The organism is Pseudomonas sp. SK (genome assembly GCF_012975065.1).
GTDB classification, from domain to species: Bacteria; Pseudomonadota; Gammaproteobacteria; order Pseudomonadales; family Pseudomonadaceae; genus Aquipseudomonas; species Aquipseudomonas anuradhapurensis.
The window spans coordinates 5,101,695-5,121,131 of record NZ_CP051857.1 but is presented as its reverse complement, the minus strand read 5'-3'; the positions used below and the strand labels follow the sequence as shown (position 1 = coordinate 5,121,131).

The following is a 19,437-nucleotide window of genomic DNA, read 5'->3' as shown; positions in this document are numbered from 1 at the left end:
ACTTCTCCTGGCTTGCGGCTTGGTTCGACCGCGTAAGCCTAAGCAATGCCGCAGGGCAGGACAACCGCTGTGGTTCAATGGCGCTGGGCGCCGCTGCAATCGAGCCTGCGGGTGACCGCGTCAATGGCAAAAATGTCAGTTGGCAAAAGCACTTGATGTCGCTGTGCTGGCAGGGCCGACGGACCTGACGTATTCTTAACGCATCTCTCTCGGGGCATTCCTGCCTCTACCCGTTTCTGTAACCCCTGACTCGGAGTTCGCCGACATGGCTGCTGCTTGGGTGCGCCTGTGCGCGTTGGTATTGATTGGTGTGTCCAGCGGCGCCGCGCTGGCAAAGGACAAGACACCTTCGGCAATCGTCGTGGGTGGCGGCCTGGCGGGCCTCACGGCCGCCTATGAGCTGCAGAACAAGGGCTGGCAGGTGACACTGCTGGAAGCCAAGCCAGGCATGGGCGGGCGCTCGGGCCTGGCCACCAGCGAATGGATCGGCAATGCCAAGGCGCATCCGGTGCTCAACCAGTACCTCGAGCGTTTCAAGATTGAAACACAGCCGGCACCGGAATTCGTGCGCACCCCCGGTTACCTGATCGACGGCGAGTATTTCAGCGCCACCGACCTGGCCAGCAAGCAGCCGGCCACTGCCGAGGCCATCAAGCGCTACGAGAAAACCCTCGACGACCTGGCGCGATCGATCGACGATCCGCTGAATCCGCAAGCCACCAGTACGCTGTTCGCCCTCGACCAGATCAACGTCTCCACCTGGCTGGACAAGCTGCAACTGCCGGCCACCGCCCGCCAGCTGATCAACCAGCAGATCCGTTCCCGTTACGATGAACCGTCGCGCCTGTCGCTGCTGTACTTTGCCCAGCAGAACCGTGTTTACCGTGGCGTCAGCGACCGTGACTTGCGGGCTGCGCGCCTGCCGGGTGGCAGCCCGGTGCTGGCCCAGGCCTTCGTCAAGCAGCTGAAGACCATCAAGACCAATTCGCCTGTGACGGCCATCGTCCAGGACAAGGACGGCGTCACGGTCAAAGTCGGCAGCGTCGGTTACCAGGCGGATTACCTGGTGATGGCCGTGCCGCTGCGCGCCCTGGCCAAGATCCAGATGACCCCGAGCCTGGACAGCCAGCACCTGGCAGCGATCAAGGGCACCAACTATGGCTGGCGCGACCAGCTGATGCTCAAGTTCAAGAAACCGGTGTGGGAAAGCCGTGCGCGCATGTCCGGCGAAATCTTCAGTAACGCCGGCCTGGGCATGCTGTGGATCGAGCCGGCGCTCAAGGGTGGCGCCAACGTGGTGATCAACCTGTCGGGCGACAATGCCCGCTTGCTGCAAGCGTTCGGTGACAAGCAGATGGTCGACCAGGTGTTGATCCGCCTGCACGCGTTCTATCCGCAGGCCCGTGGTTCGTTCACTGGCTACGAGGTCAAGCGTTACAGCACCGATGCCGGTACCGGTGGCGCTTACCTGGCCTATGGCCCGGGGCAGATCAGCAAGTACTGGCGCTTGTGGGAGCGCCCGGTGCAGCGCATCACCTTTGCCGGTGAGCATACCGACGCGCTCTACCCCGGTACCCTGGAAGGTGCCCTGCGCAGTGGCCAGCGTGCGGCGAACCAGGTGCAGGACCTGCTGGCGGGCAAGTCGTTCGACCCGGCCAAGGCGGCACCGGTGGCGGCTGCCGCGGCTGGCGTCGTGGCGGCCAAGCAGAACAAGGACGGCGGGTTCTTCTCCAATCTGTTCGGCGGTTCTGCCGACAAGGGCGACAAGGCCCCCGCGAAAGCCGAGGCGAAAAAGGTCGAAGAAGCCAAGCAGGACAAGCCAGGCTTCTTCTCGCGGCTGTTTGGCGGGGCGGACAAGCCTGAAGTGAAAGCCGAGCCGATTGCCACGGCGGAACCGGTGTCGCCGACTCCTGCGCCAGCGCCGCAAGTTGCACCGGCCCCGGTTGCGCCAGCACCTGCGCCGGTGGCCAAGGAAGCGCCGGCCAAGCCTGCGGCAACCAAGGCCGCACCCGCCAAACGTGCCCCCGTGCACAAGCCAGCTCGCAAGCCTGCCGAAACCAGGAAGGCCACTGCCAAGTCTGCACCTGCCAAGAAAGCCGTGGTCGATACCCAGGCCAAGGCCGGTTGATTCGTTGATTGTATCGACCCTGTTGCCGGCTTGCCGGCGATAGGGCCGATACAGGCAAGCACTGATCTCCCAGTATCGTTAATGTTTCCTTAATGGGAAGCTTTCAGAATTAATATCGGATTTCTCGATAATCCAGAGCAATTTTTTCCGCTTTTCTTCGATACGTTTCGCGTTAGTCTGTGCACAGCTTTCACGGAGAAACAGGTCAACATGCAACTGCGCAATTCACCTTCTCGCTACGGCGTGGTCAGCATCGTCATGCACTGGGGCGTGGCTCTGGCAGTCTTCGGCCTGTTCGGCCTGGGCCTGTGGATGGTCGGTCTCGACTACTACAGCCCTTGGCGCAAGGCTGGCCCGGACTTGCACAAGAGCATCGGCCTGGTCCTGCTGGCGGTGATGCTGCTGCGGGTAGTCTGGCGTTTCATCAGCCCGCCGCCACCGGCACCGGCCAGCCACGGCGCATTCACTCGCCTGGCCGCCAAGCTGGGGCACCTGGCGCTGTACGTCGGGCTGTTCGCGGTGATGATCGCCGGCTACCTGATCTCCACTGCCGACGGCGTGGGTATACCGGTGTTCGGCCTGTTCGAAGTGCCGGCACTGGTCAGCGACCTGCCTGACCAGGCCGACCTGGCTGGGATGATTCACCTCTGGCTGGCCTGGGGTCTGGTGATTTTTGCCGTACTGCATGCCCTGGCAGCGCTCAAGCACCATTTCATCGACCGTGACGCGACCCTGACCCGCATGCTGGGCCGCAAAGCTTGACTCTCAACCTCAATTGCATAGGAAGGAAGTAAGGATGTTGAAAAAGACTTTTGCCGCTCTGGCGCTCGGTACCGCACTGATCTCCGCCGGCCAGGCCATGGCTGCCGAGTACAAGATCGACAAGGAAGGCCAGCACGCCTTCGTCGACTGGAAGATCAGCCACCTGGGCTACAGCTTCATCCACGGTACCTTCAAGGATTTCGACGGTAACTTCACCTGGGACAGCGCCAAGCCTGAAGCCAGCAAGATCAATGTCGACCTGAAAACCGCCAGCCTGTGGTCGAACCACGCCGAGCGTGACAAGCACATCGCCAGCGCCGACTTCCTCGACGTGAAGAAGTACCCGCAAGCCAAGTTCGTCTCCACCAGCGTCAAGCCGACTGGCGACAAGACTGCTGACGTGACCGGCGACCTGACCCTGCATGGCGTGACCAAGCCGGTGACCTTCAAGGCCACCTTCAACGGCGAAGGCAAGGACCCATGGGGTGGCGAGCGTGCCGGTTTCAATGCCACCACCACGCTGAACCTGAACGACTTCGGCATCAAAGGGCCGGGCGCTACTTCGCAGACCCTGGACCTGGATATCAGTCTCGAAGGTGTCAAGCAGAAGTAATTCAGACCTGCTGAAGACCGAGGGGCTGCTTTGCGGCCCTATCGCGACACAAGGCCGCTGCTACAGGGTAATGAGCTGCGCCCCAGATGTTGGAAACCTGTCCACCATCTGGGGCGCAGCTCATTACGTTATTCCTGTAGGAGCGGCCTTGTGTCGCGATAGGGCTGCGAAGCAGCCCCTCGGTATTTCTCTCTGTCAGCCCTTGCGGGTCAGCAGTGCCGGGCGCTCACCACGCGGACGGCTTGGCAGGTCATCCAGTTGCTCGGGTGTCGGGTAACGGTCGAGCTTGGATTCCTTGCGGATGATCACCGGTTGTTTTTCCGGCTGGCGCGGGTTGCGCACGGCCGGCTCTTGCCGGGTTACATCGTCGCGGGCGGGACGGCCACGGCCGGCGCCGCCATCACGACGGGCTCCGCCACCATTGTTGGCGCGGGCCGGGCGTTTCTCGCCGCCACCGCCGCTGCGCTGCTGGCCGCCCGTACGACCTTGGCCACCGCTGTTGCTGCGCTGGCCGGTGCCTTGGCCGGCATTGCCGCCCGGGCGGCGATTGCGACCCTGGCCCTTGCCGTTCTGGTACGGGCTGACATAGTCGGCACGGTTGCCGAAGTTGTCGATTTCGTCGTCCAGGAACTCTTCCGGGTCGCGGTCGGCAGGCACTTTCGGCACGCTGGTGCTGGCTTGTTGCTGCTGCTGACGTGGCTTCTTGTCGCGCGGTTTGCGCGGCTGTTGCTTGTCACCCGCCTTGTCTTTCTCGGCCGGCTTGTCCGCAGCCTGCTGCTTGGCCTTGCCTTTATCCTTGCCCTTGTCCTTGCGGCCGCCGTTGGCGTCTTTGCCGCCTTCGCCACGGGCCTGCTGGTTACGCCCGCCACGGCCATTGTTCTGCGGGCGCTCGCGTACTTCCGGCTTCTCCGCTTCTACCTGGCTGGCGTCGAAGCCCATCAGGTCGCCGTCCGGGATCTTCTGCTTGGTTACCCGTTCGATGCTCTTGAGCAACTTCTCTTCATCCGGCGCGACCAGGGAAATGGCCTCGCCCGAGCGCCCGGCACGGCCGGTACGGCCGATACGGTGAACGTAGTCTTCCTCGACGTTCGGCAGCTCGAAGTTGACCACGTGGGGCAGCTGGTCGATGTCCAGGCCGCGGGCGGCGATGTCGGTAGCGACCAGTACCCGCACGCTGTTGGCCTTGAAGTCGGCCAGGGCCTTGGTGCGGGCGTTCTGGCTCTTGTTGCCGTGGATAGCGGCAGCGGTCAGGCCGTGCTTTTCCAGGTATTCGGCCAGGCGGTTGGCGCCGTGCTTGGTGCGGGTGAACACCAGCACCTGCTCCCAGGCACCGAGGGTGATCAGGTGCGCCAGCAGCGCGCGCTTGTGGCTGGCGGGCAGGCGATAGATGCGCTGCTCGATACGCTCGACGGTGGTGTTCGGCGGGGTCACCTCGATCCGCTCCGGGTTGTGCAGGAGCTTGTCGGCGAGGTCGGTGATGTCCTTGGAGAAGGTGGCCGAGAACAGCAGGTTCTGGCGCTTGGCCGGCAGGCGGGCAAGTACCTTCTTGACGTCATGGATGAAGCCCATGTCGAGCATGCGGTCGGCTTCGTCGAGTACCAGGATTTCCACATGGGCCAGGTCGACCTTGCCTTGGCCGGCCAGGTCGAGCAGGCGGCCCGGGCAGGCGACCAGGACGTCGACACCCTTGGCAATGGCCTGGATCTGCGGGTTCATGCCGACGCCGCCGAAAATGCAGGCGCTGACCAGTGGCAGGTCGCGGGCGTACACCTTGAAGCTGTCGTGGACCTGGGCGGCCAGTTCGCGGGTCGGGGTCAGGACCAGCACGCGGGGCTGGCGTGGGCCGTGGCGCTGCGACTTGTCGGGGTGGCCGGCCGGGAACAGGCGCTCAAGGATCGGCAGGGCGAAGCCGCCGGTTTTACCAGTACCTGTCTGTGCAGCGACCATCAGGTCGCGGCCTTGCAACACGGCGGGAATCGCCCGCTGTTGCACCGGGGTCGGCTGGGTGTAGCCCGCAGCCTCGATAGCGCGGACAAGAGCCTCGGAGAGACCGAGGGAAGCAAAGGACATGGGCAATCCTGTTCTCGTGTGGGCTGGGCCCGTGTGGGATGTTCTGCCTGGCGCGACGGGCATCGGTGGGATGCGATCGCGTCCGGTCCAGCTGGGCTTTCACTGCACATCCAAGTAACGGAGGGTGGACGCTAAAAGGTGCGTCGATGCCGATCGGGATGCCTGTTGCGAGGCCGAGCGTCCGGGCGTGAGCCGGGCGGGAAGGCCCGAGTATAACAGAGCTATCGCGCCGTGCTGCTTTCCTGCTGCTCAACGGCGTTGGGAATGTTTCCGATGTCGCCTGTGTAGCGCTGGCTGATTGCCGCGTAGGCCGGTTCCTGCTTGAAACGCCGCAGTTCTTCGGCAAAGGCCTGGGCCAGCAACTCGCGCCCAGGCTTGCGTACCAGGGCCAGGTATTGCGCCTGGCGGTTGATCACCAGCGGCAATACCTCGACTTGCTGTTGCAGGCCCAGGTGCCGCAGCAGGTAATGGCCGACCCTGCGGTCGGTGACTGCCAGGTCGATGCGGCCCAGGACCAGCTTGCCGAAGTTGGCTTGGTGGGTAGGGGCGGCTTCGCGTTTGAAGTAGGCGGCCTCGTTGAACGCTGCACCATAGCTGTAGCCGGGCGAGGTGCCGACGGTGAAGCCGGCGAGATCGCCCAGCTTGCTGACCGGATGGCGACGTGCACTGGCCTGGAACAGCACGAACTCGACATCCGACATGGGCTCGGCGGCGTAAACCAGGTAGGGCTGGCGTGACTCATTCTGGAAGACGTCGAGGATGCCGTCGGCCAGGCCTTGCTCGATCATTGCCAGGCAGCGCTTCCAAGGCAGGATCTGCACCTCCACCTCGATGCCGAGGCGTGCGAACACCTGGGTGGTGACCTCGTAGTCGATGCCACGCAGCTGGCCGTCCTGTAGATACACGTAGGGTGCCCAGTCATCGGTCACCAGGCGCAGGCGCTCGCCCAGGGCCAGGGGGCTCAGGCAGGCGAACAAGAGGATCCACAACAGACGGGCGACGTACGGCATGGCCGGAGATTACAAGCTCGGTCTGTTCAAGACCAGCGCCCCCGGCATCCAAAGTGAGCGAGGCCGCTCCTGCAGGCAGTTCAGCCCTGCGAAGACCGCAGCAGATGCGCCTCGATGTCCTTGCGCCGCTCGCCCAATGTCAGGCGCAGCCCCGGATGGCGCAGGCACTGGCGCAGTTGCTCGGGCTGCATGTGGCCATGACGGGCATTGAGGTTTTCCAGTGCCTTGTCCCACCAGGCCGGCGCACAGGCACGGTCGAACTCGTTGGGGTAGTGGTAGCAGCCATACAGCAACTCGCGGGCGAACTGGCGTTCGTGGCTGGGCAGGGTCATGCTCAGTGCCTTGTAGCCCAGGCGTTGCAGGGCCGGCGGCCGTGGCAGCTGGTCGTTGACCAGGTGCACGTCAGCCAGCGCGGCGTCGCTCAGCGGGTCATGGCCATGCTTGCGCAGCCAGGCCTGGATCTTGGCGCGGAACTGCGCCTTGCGGCTCCAGTAGTGGTGGATGACGTCGGTGCATTCGGCCAGCTCCAGGGTGCGGTAGGCTGCCACCGCCAGGCAGAATTCCTCGAGGGTATAGGCCTCGCGAGCCAGCGGGTGGAACTCGTCCATCATGGCGATGGAGCGGTCCAGGGTGCCTGCATCCTGCGCCGTGAGGCCGATCACCCCGGAGTTGACCAGCGGCATCTGGCAATCGGCAAGGCCGCGGGACTCGAGGATGGCCAGCAGGTTCTTGTACAGCAGGCATTTCTGGTTGCTGCCATAGCGTGCGCCGATGGCATTGCACAGCAGGCGCCCTGGGGCTACCCGGGCGAACAGCTCCAGCGGCGACTTGCGGAAGAACGTGTCAGTGTCGATCAGCACTGCCAGTGGGTGTTGCTGCAGCACTTGGCGCAGCAGCACATGCTTGCTGCGAAAGTGATACCCGTGAGGGGCGTTCCAGGCCTGGCGCGTGGCTTCGTCGAGCACGTGCACGCTTACCGGCAGGCCGGCATAGGGCTGCGGGTTGTCGGTGTAGACCTGGATGTCCATGGCTTCGCCTGCTGCGCTGTCCAGGTGGGCCAGGGCGCTGATGATGCTGAAGCAGGCTTCCTGGTGGTAGGTCGCCGGGCCAAAAGCCAGGTAGACGAGCTGTGGATGCGAGTGCTGCATGGCAGGCAAGACCTGTGTAACCGAAAAAAATAAGGCTTTAGTCTATGACCAAAGCCTTAATCGGTTGTTAAACAGGTTTTGCAAAAAATTTCAGCGCGGCAGCTTCAGATTGTTCCAGATGGCCAGGCTCGGTTCGGCCTGGTTCAAGGTATAGAAGTGCAGGCCCGGTGCGCCGCCCTGCAGCAGTTGTTCGCACATGCGGGTGATCACCTCTTCGCCGAATGCCTGGATGCTGGCGGTGTCATCGGCATAGGCTTCCAGCTGCTTGCGGATCCAGCGCGGGATCTCGGCGCCACAGGCGTCGGAGAAGCGTGCCAGTTTGCTGTAGTTGGTGATCGGCATGATGCCGGGCACCACCGGGATATCCACGCCCAGCTTCTGTGCGCGCTCGACGAAGTAGAAGTAGCTGTCGGCGTTGAAGAAGTACTGGGTGATGGCGCTGTCGGCACCGGCCTTGACCTTGTGCACGAAGTTGGCCAGGTCGGCCTCGAAGTTGCGCGCTTGTGGGTGCATTTCCGGGTAGGCGGCCACTTCCAGGTGGAAGTGGTCAGCGGTTTCCTGGCGGATGAACTCGACCAGGTCGCTGGCGTAGCGCAGTTCACCACTGGCCATGCCCATGCCCGAAGGCAGGTCGCCACGCAAGGCGACGATGCGCTTGATGCCGGCAGCCTTGTACTCGGCCAGCAGGGTGCGCAGTTCGGCCTTGGTGTCACCCACGCACGACAGGTGCGGCGCGGCGGGCACCTTCACTTCGCTTTCCAGCTGCAGCACGGTGTTCAGTGTGCGGTCGCGGGTCGAGCCACCGGCACCGTAGGTGCAGGAGAAGAAGTCCGGGTTGTAGGCGGCCAGCTGGCGGGCGACGCCCATCAGCTTTTCGTGGCCGGCATCGGTCTTGGTCGGGAAGAACTCGAAACTGTAGCGGCGTTCCTGGGACATCAGACGTTCCTCTAGCAGCCAGCCTCAAGCAGCAAGCTGCAAATAGAAGCCAGATCGGTGATGGCCGATCTGGCTTGGGCATCGTTCAACAAGTTTGAGCCTGGGCTGCAAGCGGCATGGGGCGTTTTCGCACCTGTCTGCCGCTTGCAGCTTGCCGCTTGTCAGTAGCGGTAGGCGTGCGGCTTGAACGGGCCTTCTACGGTAACGCCGATGTAGTCGGCTTGCTGCTGGGTCAGCTGGGTGACCACGCCGCCGAAGCCGCGGACCATTTCCAGGGCCACTTCTTCGTCGAGCTTCTTCGGCAGCACTTCAACGGTCAGGCGTTCGGCTTTCTTCTCGGCCGACAGGTCGGCGAACTTCTGCTGGAACAGGAAGATCTGTGCCAGTACCTGGTTGGCGAACGAACCGTCCATGATGCGGCTTGGGTGGCCAGTGGCGTTACCCAGGTTGACCAGGCGGCCTTCGGCCAGCAGGATCAGGTAGTCGTCGTTCTGTGGGTCGAAGCTGCCGGCGCCGGTGCGGTGGATCTTGTGCACCTGCGGCTTGACCTCTTCCCAGGCCCAGTTCTTGCGCATGAAGGCGGTGTCGATCTCGTTGTCGAAGTGGCCGATGTTGCAGACCACGGCGCGCTTCTTCAGGGCCTTGAGCATGTTGGCGTCGCAGACGTTGACGTTACCGGTGGTGGTCACGATCAGGTCGATCTTGCCCAGCAGGGCCTTGTCGATGCTGGCTTCGGTGCCGTTGTTGATACCGTCGATGAACGGCGAAACCACTTCGAAGCCGTCCATGCAGGCCTGCATGGCGCAGATCGGGTCGACTTCGGTGACCTTGACGATCATGCCTTCCTGGCGCAGGGACTGGGCCGAGCCCTTGCCCACGTCACCGTAGCCGATCACCAGGGCCTGCTTGCCCGACAGCAGGTGGTCGGTACCACGCTTGATGGCGTCGTTCAGGCTGTGACGGCAGCCGTACTTGTTGTCGTTCTTGCTCTTGGTGACCGAGTCGTTGACGTTGATCGCCGGGACTTTCAGCTCGCCCTTGGCCAGCATGTCCAGCAGGCGGTGCACGCCAGTGGTGGTTTCTTCGGTGATGCCGTGCACGCGCTCCAGTACCTGCGGGTACTTCTTGTGCAGCAGTTCGGTCAGGTCGCCACCGTCGTCGAGGACCATGTTGGCATCCCATGGCTGGCCATCCTTGAGGATGGTCTGCTCCAGGCACCACTCGTATTCTTCCTCGGTTTCACCTTTCCAGGCGAACACCGGGATGCCGGCGGCGGCGATGGACGCGGCGGCCTGGTCCTGGGTGGAGAAGATATTGCAGGACGACCAGCGCACTTCGGCACCCAGGGCAACCAGGGTTTCGATCAGCACGGCGGTCTGGATGGTCATGTGGATGCAGCCCAGGATCTTCGCACCCTTGAGCGGTTGCTCGGCCAGGTACTTGCGACGCAGGCCCATCAGTGCAGGCATTTCCGATTCGGCGATGATGGTTTCGCGACGGCCCCAGGCGGCCAGGGAGATGTCGGCGACTTTGTAATCGGTAAAACCAGCAGGCATGTTTGCAGCGCTCATGAGAGCCTCCATTCGTAATGTGCGAATGGGCGCCGTTGTGCGTTGAGCGTCCGCGGGAGCGGACAACGCCCCATCCGAGCCTGACAGGCCTAGCCTGCTGCAGCGCCCCTCGGACGGGTGGCGGGCATGGCACCGCTGTGGGCAACCATGTGAAGCGGCGGAGATTATAGCCGCGCCCGCTGGCTTGCCCAAGGTTTTCTGTCGATTAATCGCGACGATAGTCGATGTTCAATGGAGCGACAGCGACCGCTCTGCCATCATTGCTACACCGTAGCCAAGCAGGTCAGGAGTACAGATGAACTTTCACACCCGCAAATGGGTTAAACCCGAAGACCTCAACCCCAATGGCACGCTGTTCGGTGGCAGCCTGTTGCGCTGGATCGATGAAGAGGCGGCGATCTACGCCATTGTCCAGCTGGGCAACCAGCGCGTGGTGACCAAGTACATATCGGAAATCAACTTCGTCAGTGCCTCGCGCCAGGGCGACATCATCGAGCTTGGCATCACCGCCACCGAGTTCGGCCGCACCTCGATCACCCTCAAGTGCGAAGTGCGCAACAAGATCACCCGCAAGGCCATTCTCACGGTCGACAAGATGGTCTTCGTCAACCTGGGCGAAGACGGGCTGCCGGCGCCCCACGGGCGCACCGAGATCAAATATATCCAGGACCAGTTCCCGGATTCGGCGGTGGAGTGACGATTTCGGGGCTGCAAAGCAGCCCCGAAAACCTCATGGCTGGGCGCTGACCTTGCGCACCACCCGGCCAATGCTCAAACCCTGCACCAGGATCGACGACAGCACCACGATGTAGGTGATCGACAGCAGCAGGTCACGTTCCTCGCCCAAAGGCAGCGACAGCGCCAGGGCCACCGACACCCCACCGCGCAGGCCACCCCAGGTCAGCACCCGTACCGTGCCCTTGGGCACCGGGCGCCAGCGCCGCAGCAGGACGATCGCCGGGGCCACGGTCAGCAGCCGCGACAGCAGCACCGCCAGGGCCAGCACGCCACCGGCTGCCAGGTGCAGCCAGTTGAACGGCAGCAGTAACAGCTCCAGGCCGATCAGCGCGAACAGCAGGGCATTGAGCATGTCGTCGATCAGCTCCCAGAAACCGTCCATGTAGCGGCGGGTCATGTCGTTCATTGCCAGGTTGCGTCCCAGGTTGCCGATGATCAGGCCGGCCACCACCATGGCGATCGGCGCCGAAACGTGCAGTTCGTAGCACATGGCCGAGCCACCGATGACCAACGCCAGGGTCAGCATCACTTCCACCTGGTACTGCTCGACGCTCTTGATCATGCGGTAGGTGGCGTAGCCGATCAGGCCGCCGAACACTACCCCGCCGATGGCCTCGCGGGCGAACAGGATCGCCGTGTCGGTCATGCTCGGGGTTTCGCCCAGGCGGATGATGCCGAGCAACACGGTGAACACCACCACTGCGGTGCCATCGTTGAACAGCGATTCGCCGACAATGGTGGTCTTGAGCGGCTTGGAGGCATTGGCGGTACGCAGCGCGCCAAGCACCGCGATCGGGTCGGTGGGCGAGATCAGGGCACCGAACAACAGGCAGTAGATCAGTGGCACCTGCCAGCCGAACAGGGCGAACACCCAGTGCGACAGGTAACCGATGACCACGGTGGCGATCAGCACACCGACGGTGGCCAGCAGGCCGATCGGCCAACGGTAGCTGCGCAGGTCGGCGAGGTTGACGTGCAAGGCGCCGGCGAACAGCAGGAAGGCCAGCATCCAGTGCATCAGCAGGTCGTTGAAGTCGATCTGGTTCATCAGCCCTTCGACGCGTGCTTCCAGGCCGGGGAAGCCGATCAGGCTCAGGCCCTGCAGCATCAGGGAGAACAGCAGCGCCGTAACCATCACGCCAATGGCGGGGGGCAGGCCGATGAAACGGTAATTCACATAGGTGAGGAGGGTGGTGAGGCAGATAAATGCGGCAACTAGTTCAAGCATCCCGAATCCTGTAGCAGTGGCTTCCAAGTCATAACCCGAATGGCTCGGGCAGTTCTTTGATGATCTGGCGAGGGCTTCGGGGCACAGGATTTGACCAGAATTGCTGGAAGCGTTCCGGGTGTTTACAGCTGGAGGGTGCAATTATGGCGGCGAGGTGCAGGTCACGATATTTTCAGCGCCTGTGAGATCGAGCGCCGCCCGCGCGGCGCATCGCGGATGAATCCGCTCCCACATCTGTTGCAACGTGGCCATGTCTGTGAGGCCATGGTTGTCAGCCGGTTTGCAAGGCTCAAGCCATGCGCCAGGGCTGGCAACCATGGCGTAACAGGTTCGGCACGTTGCAACAAATGTGGGAGCGGATTCATCCGCGATGCGCCGCGCGGGCGGCGCTCGATCTCACAGGCGCTGAATCCCCACCGCCGAACACATCCCAGGCAACCCGACCGCCAACGCTATATATTCATCCCTCGAAAACGTCACAAGGACCCAACGGTGTGCTGGCAACTTCCCTGGTACTGATCGCCGCCTTGCTGCATGCGACCTGGAATACCCTGATCAAATTCAGTGGTGAGCGCCTGCTGGTGATCGCCAGCATGGACACGGTGGCGCTGGCTTTCGCGGTGCTTGCCGTGGCCTTCGCCGAGGTGCCGCCGGCCAGCGTCTGGCCTTGGCTGCTGGCGTCGGCGTTGGCCGAGCAGTTGTACCGCTTCCTGCTGATCCAGGCCTACCGCGTCGGCGACCTGGGGCTGGTCTACCCGCTGATGCGCGGGCTATCGCCCCTGGTGGTGCTGGCACTGACCCTGGCCTTTGCCGGCGAATCGCTGAGCCAGCAGCAGATCATCGGCATCCTGCTGATCCCCTGCGGCATGGCCTGCCTGTTGTGGCAGGGCGGTGGCGGTGAGCGGCTACCCTGGTCGATGCTGCCGGTGGTTGCCCTGATCGGCCTGTGCATCGGCTGCTACACCTGGTTTGACGGCCAGGCCGTGCGCCTGTGGGGCAAGCCCTGGGACTACCTGGTGTGGCTGACATTGCTCAGCGCCTGGCCCTTTCCATTGCTGGCCAGCGTGGCGCGACGTGCGCCGTTCGTGCTGTTCTGGCGCCTGCAGTGGCGCCTGGGGCTGGCAGTCGGGCTGTGCGTATTGCTCAGTTACGCCCTGGTGCTGTGGGCCATGCACCTCGGCTCGGTGGCTGAGGCGGCGGCACTGCGGGAATTGAGCGTGATCCTGGTGGTAGTGCTGGGCATGCGCTACCTCAAAGAACCTTTTGGCCGGCCCAGACTCCTAGCTTGCGGGCTGGTGTTGGCCGGCATGTTGATAATGAAGCTTTGACCTCAAGACTGAACAAGGAGTCCTGCCTATGACCGTTGCCCTGTGGTGCATTCTGATCGCGTTGGTACTGCCACCCCTGTGCGGCCTGGTCGCCAAGGTGAGCAGTGGCCGCTTCGGCCTGAAAGACAACCACGATCCGCGCGCTTTCCTGGATACGCTTTCCGGCCTGCCACGTCGCGCGCATGCCGCCCAGCAGAACAGCTACGAGGCCTTTCCGGCGTTTGCCGCGGCGGTGCTGGTGGCCGATATCGTCGGCAATGCCGAGCAGGTGACCCAGGATGTGCTGGGGGTGATGTACATCACCAGCCGCTTGCTCTACATCATCTGCTACCTGGCGGACTGGGCCGTGCTGCGCTCGTTGGTATGGTTTGCCGGCATGGCGATGATCGTGGCGTTTTTCGTGGTTTCCATCTGAAAACTGGCGTGCTCCCCGTGGGCGCGGCTTCTGCCGCGACCACCGGCAAAGCGGTGCCCTGCACCGTGCGATCTTTTCGCGGGAGCGCCCCCACCGGGCACGCCTGACCTCAGGGAACCTTGGGCACCTCAGGCAACGGCTTGCCCTTGGGCCACAGCATCCAGATCTGCCCTTGCTGCTTCATGTTCCCGGCCAGTTCCCCGGCTTCCGGGCCGGTGCCCCAGAACAGGTCGGCCCGCACCTCACCCGTAATTGCCCCTCCGGTATCCTGAGCCGCCACCGGGCGTACCACCGGGGTTGCGTCCGGGCGGGTGGTGGATAGCCAGAGCAGGCTGCCCAGCGGAATCACCTTGCGGTCGATGGCTACGCTGTACCCAGCGGTCAGGGGCACGTTCAGTGAACCGCGCGGGCCTTCGTTGCTGTCGGGGCGGGTGCTGAAGAAGACGTAGCTGGGGTTGCTGGCAAGCAGCTCCGGTACCCGCTGCGGGTTGGCCTGGGCCCAGGCGTGAATGGCGCCCATGCTCACTTCTTCCTTTTTCAGCTGGCCTTGTTCCACCAGCCAGCGCCCGATCGGCCGGTATGGATGGCCGTTCTGGTCGGCGTAGCCCAGGCGCAGCTGGCGGCCGTCCTCCAGTTGCACCCGACCGGAGCCCTGCACCTGCAGGAACTGCAAGTCCATAGGGTCGGTCAGCCAGGCCAGCACCGGTGCCTTTACGCCGTTGCGGTTGATGACCTCGGCGGTGTCGTAAGGCTTGAGTACCCGCCCGTCGAGGCGACCACGCAGGCGCTTGCCCTTGAGCTCGGGGTACACGCTGGCCAGGTCGACCACGATCATGTCATCAGGAATACCGTAGACCGGCACGTGGTTGCTTGCCGATTGCTTGAGGCTGCCGGGGTAGACCGGTTCGTAGTAGCCGGTAATCAGGCCGTGGGCGTTGTTCTCGGCGGAGCGCAGGCCGTATACCTCCAGGTTCTGCTCGAGGAATGTGCGCACCTGGGCGGCGCTGGCGGTGGCACTGCCGGCGGCTTCGCAGGTGGCCGCCCACACCGGGTCGCGCACGAGCTTCTCGCAGCCGCTGCGCCAGGCATAGAAGCCGGCTAGCAAGTCTTCGTCGCTGACGGCCGGCAGGTCGTTCCAGGTGGCCGGGACGTAGGTGGCAATGGCGTGGGGCTCCGGCCTGGCGTTCTCGCCGCCGTTGCAACCGGCCAGCAAAGCCAGCACCGGGAGCGTCCAGGCCAGATGGCGCAGGGCTGATTTCATGTGTGTATTCCTGTCATGGGCGAAGATGAATATTCGCCCCTGTTTTTCATGTGGCTATTGGTGTTTGGCCTGTGGGCGGCGATACTGGCCGCCCCTTTGCGTAGGCCGAAGTGAGTGCGATGTTGAAGCGATTGACCGTTGTTCTGCTGGCAGCATTGACCCTGGGCGGTGCCTTGAGTGGTTGCGACCGGGTCGACCCCAACTCGCCGTTGGGCAAGCGCAAGGTAATCTTCAAGGACATGCTCAGAACCAGCGAAGACCTTGGCGGCATGTTGCGTGGCCGGCTGCCCTTCGACGGGGTGAAGTTCGCCGCCGGCGCTCAGCAACTGGACAACCTCGCGCGCCAGCCCTGGCAGCACTTTCCACAGGTGCGTGATGGTGGCGACAGCAGCGCACGCGCCGAGGTATGGGAGCGCCAGGCACGTTTTCATGACCTGGCCCGGCAACTGGAAGGCGTCACTGGCGAACTGGTCGATGTCACCCGCAACCAACCGCTCGACGCTGCGCAATTGAAGGCGCCGATGGACAAGGTCGAAGCGGCGTGCAAGGCCTGTCATAGCGAATTTCGTAACCATTGATGGCTTGCAAGGCTCTGGCTGCAAGCGCGACACAAGGCCACGCCGGCAGTGATCGCGTTTGTCGCCGGCCTTAGCGGTCCAGGTCTTCCACCGCTTCCTGCAGTTCCTTGCGCGACTCGGCCAGCTTGTCCTTGCGCTTGTTGATCTTCTCGGAATCGCCTTTCTTCTCGGCCTTTTTCAGGTCCTTTTCGCGCTGCGCCACTTCGTGACGGGCTTCGAGCACTTTCTGCTCGCGTTCCTTGCGCAGGCCGGCATCGGTGCAGTTGTCGACCCCACGCAGCGCCTCTTCCAGCCCCGAGACCTGGCCGCTGTTGCCTTGGTCACGGGCAATCTTCAGCTGGTTCTCGATGGCGCTGCGCTTGGCCGCGCAGCCAGTCAGGCCGGCATCCGGCTCGGCAGCCTGTGCGGCGCCAGCGGCCAGGCCAATTGTCGCCAGCAGGAAAAGGGTCGAAATACGTTTCATGAAAAGCCTCCTTGACGGGGCGGGGCAGCAAAAGTTGGGGGAAATCCTGCCTTGGTTTTGCTCATTTAGAAACCCTTGTTACGCCTTTCTGGTGGAATCTCGGAATGGTCCTGCAGGTAAATGGGTAAAAATTCATTGCCCGATGCCCTGGCCCTCGACCCGAAACCCGTCGATGCCGGCCATGCCGAGCTGGCTGGCGATGCTTTGAACCTCGTGGCCGGTGAAGAATTCCACAAGCTGTTGCCCGCGCTTTTCGCCGATACCGGGCAAGGCTTGCCATTCGGCGGCGGTGCGCGCAGCCAGCTCGGGCCAGTTGCCGGTCACCGCCAAGCCTGCTGGTGTGGGGGCACCAAGTGCACGCAGCCATTGGGCAAAGGGCCGTGAGCGGGCTTGCGCGAAACTGCCCAGCAACTGCGCCGCCGTGGCGTCGCTGATCCCCGCGACCAGGCCCAGGCGCTCGGCGTCCAGATGCAGCCAGTCGGTCATCGACGTCACCAGCCCGGCGGCCACCAGACGGCGCCAGGTGCCAGGGCCCATGCGCGGCAGTGCCAGCCCCTGTTTGCCGCTGAGCCAGGTGAGCCGGGCACTGAACTGCTCCTCACAGCCGGCCACGGCCTGCCAGCAACTCTGCGCATGATACTGGCCGGGCTGCGGCGCGGTGACTGGCTGGCGCTCTACGGCGCGGTGCACCACCTGTTCCAGGCGCGGGATGGTCAGCCCGGCAAGGCTCACCGCGACCTGGTCACCGGGACGGATGTCGAGGCTCTGCCAACGTGCCAGCGAACCCAGGCTTACCTGGGTGATCCGCCGGTCATCGAGGGTGACTGGCAGCACCTGCAGCACCGGCGTAACCCTGCCGGTGCGGCCGATGCGAAAGCGGACTTCGCGAACTTCGGCCAACGCCTGCAGGTAAGGGTACTTCCAGGCTGCGATCCAGTAGGGCGCCCTGGCCTGCCAGCGCTCGGCGGACGGCCGGTTGCCCTGGCGCAGGACCACACCATCGCTGGCGAAGGGCAGGGCGGTGCGGTACCAATGATCGCGCCAATGGGCGGCATCCTGCGCTGTGTCGATGGCGACGCTGTAGTCCTGGCTTTCGGGAAAGCCCAGTTGTGCCAGCTGTGCAAGGCGCTCGGCCTGTTGCTCGGGGCCTTGTGGCCAGTCCCAGACGAACAGGCCGATGCCATTGCCCTGCTCATTGCTCAACACCTTGCGTGCCAGCAGCCCGGCCACCGTACTGCGGGCGTTGGCGCTGCCCGCCCGGGCTTGCACATGCGCGTCCAGGCGCCAGTACAGTTCGCCTTGCAACAGCAGGTCCACGGGCTGCGGCAGCTGCCGGGTGATTGCGCCCAGGCTCGGGATGTGGCGGCTCCAGTCATACCCTTGCACCCCATCGCCGCGGCTGATCAATTGCACCAGGCGGCCCTGCCGGTAGACAAGGGTGACGGCTACGCCATCGACCTTGGGTTGTACCCACACCCCACGCTTGCCGGCCAGCCAGCGGACCACGGCCTGCTGGTCGGGTAACTTGTCGACCCCGGTATGCGGTACCGGGTGGGGGACCGGCCCGCGGGCACTGGCCAGGGGCGATGCAGTGGGCGCCAGGCCAAAGCACTGCTGCAGGTGGGCCAGGCGCTGGCGGCTCTGGTCGTATAACTCATCGGCCACCAGCGCAACGCCCTGGCGATGGTAGTGGTCATCCCAGCGGGCGAGCGTGCTGCGCAACTGGGCGGTTTCAGTGGCGGCTTGCTCCGCGCCCCAGTCGGGGCATTGACCAGCCCGCGTCAGCGGGGCCTGGAGTATCAGCAGCAGGGTAAACAACAGCATGAGTGGCATGGCCAGCATCCTTGCATGGCGTGTGGGAGACCTCAGCCTAGGCAGGCCAGGTGCGCGACGCCACGCAGGGTTTGTCAGCCGATATGTCACAAAAAAGCCCCTGCCGATCAATCGGCAGGGGCTTTTGCCCAGCGCTGCAGGAAAAGTTACAGGCCGGCAGCGTCACGCAGCGACTGGGCGCGGTCGGTACGCTCCCAGGTGAAGGTGGTGAAGGTGTCGTCGCCGACAGTCTTCTGCTGCGGGGTACGACCGAAGTGGCCGTAGGCGGCGGTTTCCTGGTACATCGGGTGCAGCAGGTCGAGCATGGTGGTGATGGCGTATGGACGCAGGTCGAAGCACTCGCGCACCAGCTGGACGATCTTGTCATCGGAAACCTTGCCGGTACCGAAGGTGTTGATCGAGATGGAGGTCGGCTGGGCCACGCCGATGGCGTAGGAAACCTGGATCTCGCAACGTTCGGCCAGGCCGGCGGCAACGATGTTCTTGGCCACGTAACGGCCAGCGTAGGCGGCGGAGCGGTCGACCTTGGACGGGTCCTTGCCGGAGAACGCGCCACCACCGTGGCGGGCCATGCCGCCGTAGGAGTCGACGATGATCTTGCGCCCGGTCAGGCCGCAGTCACCCACCGGGCCACCGATGATGAAGCTGCCAGTCGGGTTGATGTGGTACTGGGTACCCTTGTGCAGCAGTTCGGCCGGCAGGGTGTGCTTGACGATCAGCTCCATCACCGCTTCCTGCAGGTCTTTCTGCGAAACCTCAGGGTTGTGCTGGGTCGACAGCACCACGGCGTCGATGCCGACCACCTTGCCGTTTTCGTAACGGCAGGTGACCTGCGACTTGGCGTCCGGGCGCAGCCATGGCAGCAGGCCGGACTTGCGCGCTTCGGCCTGGCGCTCGACCAGACGGTGCGAGAAGCAGATCGGTGCCGGCATCAGTACTTCGGTTTCGTTGCTGGCATAGCCGAACATCAGGCCCTGGTCACCCGCGCCCTGGTCTTCCGGCTTGGAGCGGTCCACGCCCTGGGCGATGTCCACCGACTGCTTGCCGATGATGTTCATCACGGCGCAGGTGGCGCCGTCGAACCCGACGTCGGAGCTGTTGTAGCCGATATCGATGATGACCTTGCGCACCAGGTCTTCGAGGTCGACCCAGGCCGAAGTGGTGACTTCGCCGGCGATGATGGCAACACCGGTCTTGACCAGGGTTTCGCAGGCTACGCGGGCGTATTTGTCCTGGGCGATGATGGCATCAAGGACGGCGTCCGAAATCTGGTCGGCGATCTTGTCCGGATGCCCTTCGGACACGGACTCGGAGGTGAAAAGGGAGTATTCGCTCATCTCGAAGGTTCCTGAAAT

Annotated in this window: 17 protein-coding genes and 1 riboswitch; of the genes, 7 read left to right on the top strand and 10 right to left on the bottom strand. The window is 63.7% G+C overall.

Annotated elements, in window-relative coordinates; all coding sequences use genetic code 11:
* Positions 1-265: 265 nt before the first annotated feature.
* From HG549_RS23365 to HG549_RS23355, 3 genes are all read left to right on the top strand, one after another.
* Positions 266-2,128 carry a flavin monoamine oxidase family protein gene (locus tag HG549_RS23365; RefSeq protein ID WP_170033166.1) on the top strand — a complete coding sequence of 621 codons (1,863 nt, stop codon included), beginning with the start codon at positions 266-268 and terminating at the stop codon, positions 2,126-2,128.
* Positions 2,129-2,338: 210 nt separating this feature from the next.
* On the top strand, positions 2,339-2,890 hold the full coding sequence (locus HG549_RS23360) for a cytochrome b (RefSeq protein ID WP_170033164.1): 552 nt from the start codon (positions 2,339-2,341) through the stop codon (positions 2,888-2,890).
* A gap of 34 nt (positions 2,891-2,924) precedes the next feature.
* The gene (locus HG549_RS23355) at positions 2,925-3,503 is read left to right on the top strand and encodes a YceI family protein (protein ID WP_170033162.1); all 579 of its coding nucleotides are present in this window, start codon (positions 2,925-2,927) and stop codon (positions 3,501-3,503) included.
* Between the two features lie 195 nt (positions 3,504-3,698).
* Here the strand turns inward: HG549_RS23355 and HG549_RS23350 are convergent, their stop codons facing one another.
* From HG549_RS23350 to ahcY, 5 genes are all read right to left on the bottom strand, one after another.
* Entirely contained in the window at positions 3,699-5,573 is a 1,875-nt protein-coding gene (locus HG549_RS23350; RefSeq protein ID WP_170033160.1) for a DEAD/DEAH box helicase, read from the bottom strand.
* 221 nt (positions 5,574-5,794) lie between these two features.
* The gene (locus HG549_RS23345) at positions 5,795-6,583 is read right to left on the bottom strand and encodes an ABC transporter substrate-binding protein (protein WP_170033158.1); all 789 of its coding nucleotides are present in this window, start codon (positions 6,581-6,583) and stop codon (positions 5,795-5,797) included.
* Positions 6,584-6,663: 80 nt separating this feature from the next.
* A complete protein-coding gene (locus HG549_RS23340; RefSeq protein ID WP_170033156.1) occupies positions 6,664-7,731 on the bottom strand; it encodes a hypothetical protein in 1,068 nt (355 codons plus the stop codon).
* 90 nt (positions 7,732-7,821) lie between these two features.
* On the bottom strand, positions 7,822-8,667 hold the full coding sequence (metF, locus tag HG549_RS23335; RefSeq protein WP_085621759.1) for a methylenetetrahydrofolate reductase [NAD(P)H]: 846 nt from the start codon (positions 8,665-8,667) through the stop codon (positions 7,822-7,824).
* A gap of 161 nt (positions 8,668-8,828) precedes the next feature.
* On the bottom strand, positions 8,829-10,238 hold the full coding sequence (ahcY, locus tag HG549_RS23330) for an adenosylhomocysteinase (protein WP_170033154.1): 1,410 nt from the start codon (positions 10,236-10,238) through the stop codon (positions 8,829-8,831).
* A gap of 20 nt (positions 10,239-10,258) precedes the next feature.
* A riboswitch (S-adenosyl-L-homocysteine riboswitch) is annotated at positions 10,259-10,355 on the bottom strand.
* A 178-nt stretch (positions 10,356-10,533) separates the two neighbouring features.
* Here ahcY and HG549_RS23325 point away from each other — a divergent pair.
* On the top strand, positions 10,534-10,935 hold the full coding sequence (locus HG549_RS23325) for an acyl-CoA thioesterase (RefSeq protein ID WP_009399312.1): 402 nt from the start codon (positions 10,534-10,536) through the stop codon (positions 10,933-10,935).
* A 33-nt stretch (positions 10,936-10,968) separates the two neighbouring features.
* Here the strand turns inward: HG549_RS23325 and HG549_RS23320 are convergent, their stop codons facing one another.
* Positions 10,969-12,204 carry a sodium:proton antiporter gene (locus tag HG549_RS23320; protein WP_170033152.1) on the bottom strand — a complete coding sequence of 412 codons (1,236 nt, stop codon included), beginning with the start codon at positions 12,202-12,204 and terminating at the stop codon, positions 10,969-10,971.
* A 494-nt stretch (positions 12,205-12,698) separates the two neighbouring features.
* Here HG549_RS23320 and HG549_RS23315 point away from each other — a divergent pair, with 494 nt between their 5' ends.
* Together HG549_RS23315 and HG549_RS23310 are read left to right on the top strand one after the other, a co-directional pair.
* Positions 12,699-13,532 carry an EamA family transporter gene (locus HG549_RS23315; RefSeq protein WP_170033150.1) on the top strand — a complete coding sequence of 278 codons (834 nt, stop codon included), beginning with the start codon at positions 12,699-12,701 and terminating at the stop codon, positions 13,530-13,532.
* A 28-nt stretch (positions 13,533-13,560) separates the two neighbouring features.
* Positions 13,561-13,947 carry an MAPEG family protein gene (locus HG549_RS23310; RefSeq protein WP_170033148.1) on the top strand — a complete coding sequence of 129 codons (387 nt, stop codon included), beginning with the start codon at positions 13,561-13,563 and terminating at the stop codon, positions 13,945-13,947.
* A gap of 109 nt (positions 13,948-14,056) precedes the next feature.
* Here the strand turns inward: HG549_RS23310 and HG549_RS23305 are convergent, their stop codons facing one another.
* Positions 14,057-15,208 (bottom strand): murein transglycosylase A, encoded by a 1,152-nt coding sequence (locus tag HG549_RS23305; RefSeq protein ID WP_170033146.1) that lies wholly within the window; start codon positions 15,206-15,208, stop codon positions 14,057-14,059.
* A gap of 119 nt (positions 15,209-15,327) precedes the next feature.
* Between HG549_RS23305 and HG549_RS23300 the strand changes: the two genes are divergently transcribed.
* Positions 15,328-15,786, top strand: a complete 459-nt coding sequence (locus HG549_RS23300) for a cytochrome c (protein ID WP_170033144.1) — start codon at positions 15,328-15,330, stop codon at positions 15,784-15,786.
* 70 nt (positions 15,787-15,856) lie between these two features.
* On the opposite strand, the gene HG549_RS23295 is transcribed toward HG549_RS23300, so the two are convergent.
* The 3 genes from HG549_RS23295 to metK all read right to left on the bottom strand — a co-directional run bounded on the left by HG549_RS23295 (position 15,857) and on the right by metK (position 19,419).
* Complete coding sequence (locus HG549_RS23295) at positions 15,857-16,249, bottom strand: DUF1090 domain-containing protein (protein ID WP_170033142.1); 393 nt, start codon at positions 16,247-16,249, stop codon at positions 15,857-15,859.
* A 132-nt stretch (positions 16,250-16,381) separates the two neighbouring features.
* Positions 16,382-18,082 carry an NAD-dependent DNA ligase LigB gene (gene ligB / locus HG549_RS23290; RefSeq protein ID WP_170033140.1) on the bottom strand — a complete coding sequence of 567 codons (1,701 nt, stop codon included), beginning with the start codon at positions 18,080-18,082 and terminating at the stop codon, positions 16,382-16,384.
* 146 nt (positions 18,083-18,228) lie between these two features.
* The gene (gene metK / locus HG549_RS23285; protein ID WP_170033138.1) at positions 18,229-19,419 is read right to left on the bottom strand and encodes a methionine adenosyltransferase; all 1,191 of its coding nucleotides are present in this window, start codon (positions 19,417-19,419) and stop codon (positions 18,229-18,231) included.
* Positions 19,420-19,437: the final 18 nt, after the last annotated feature.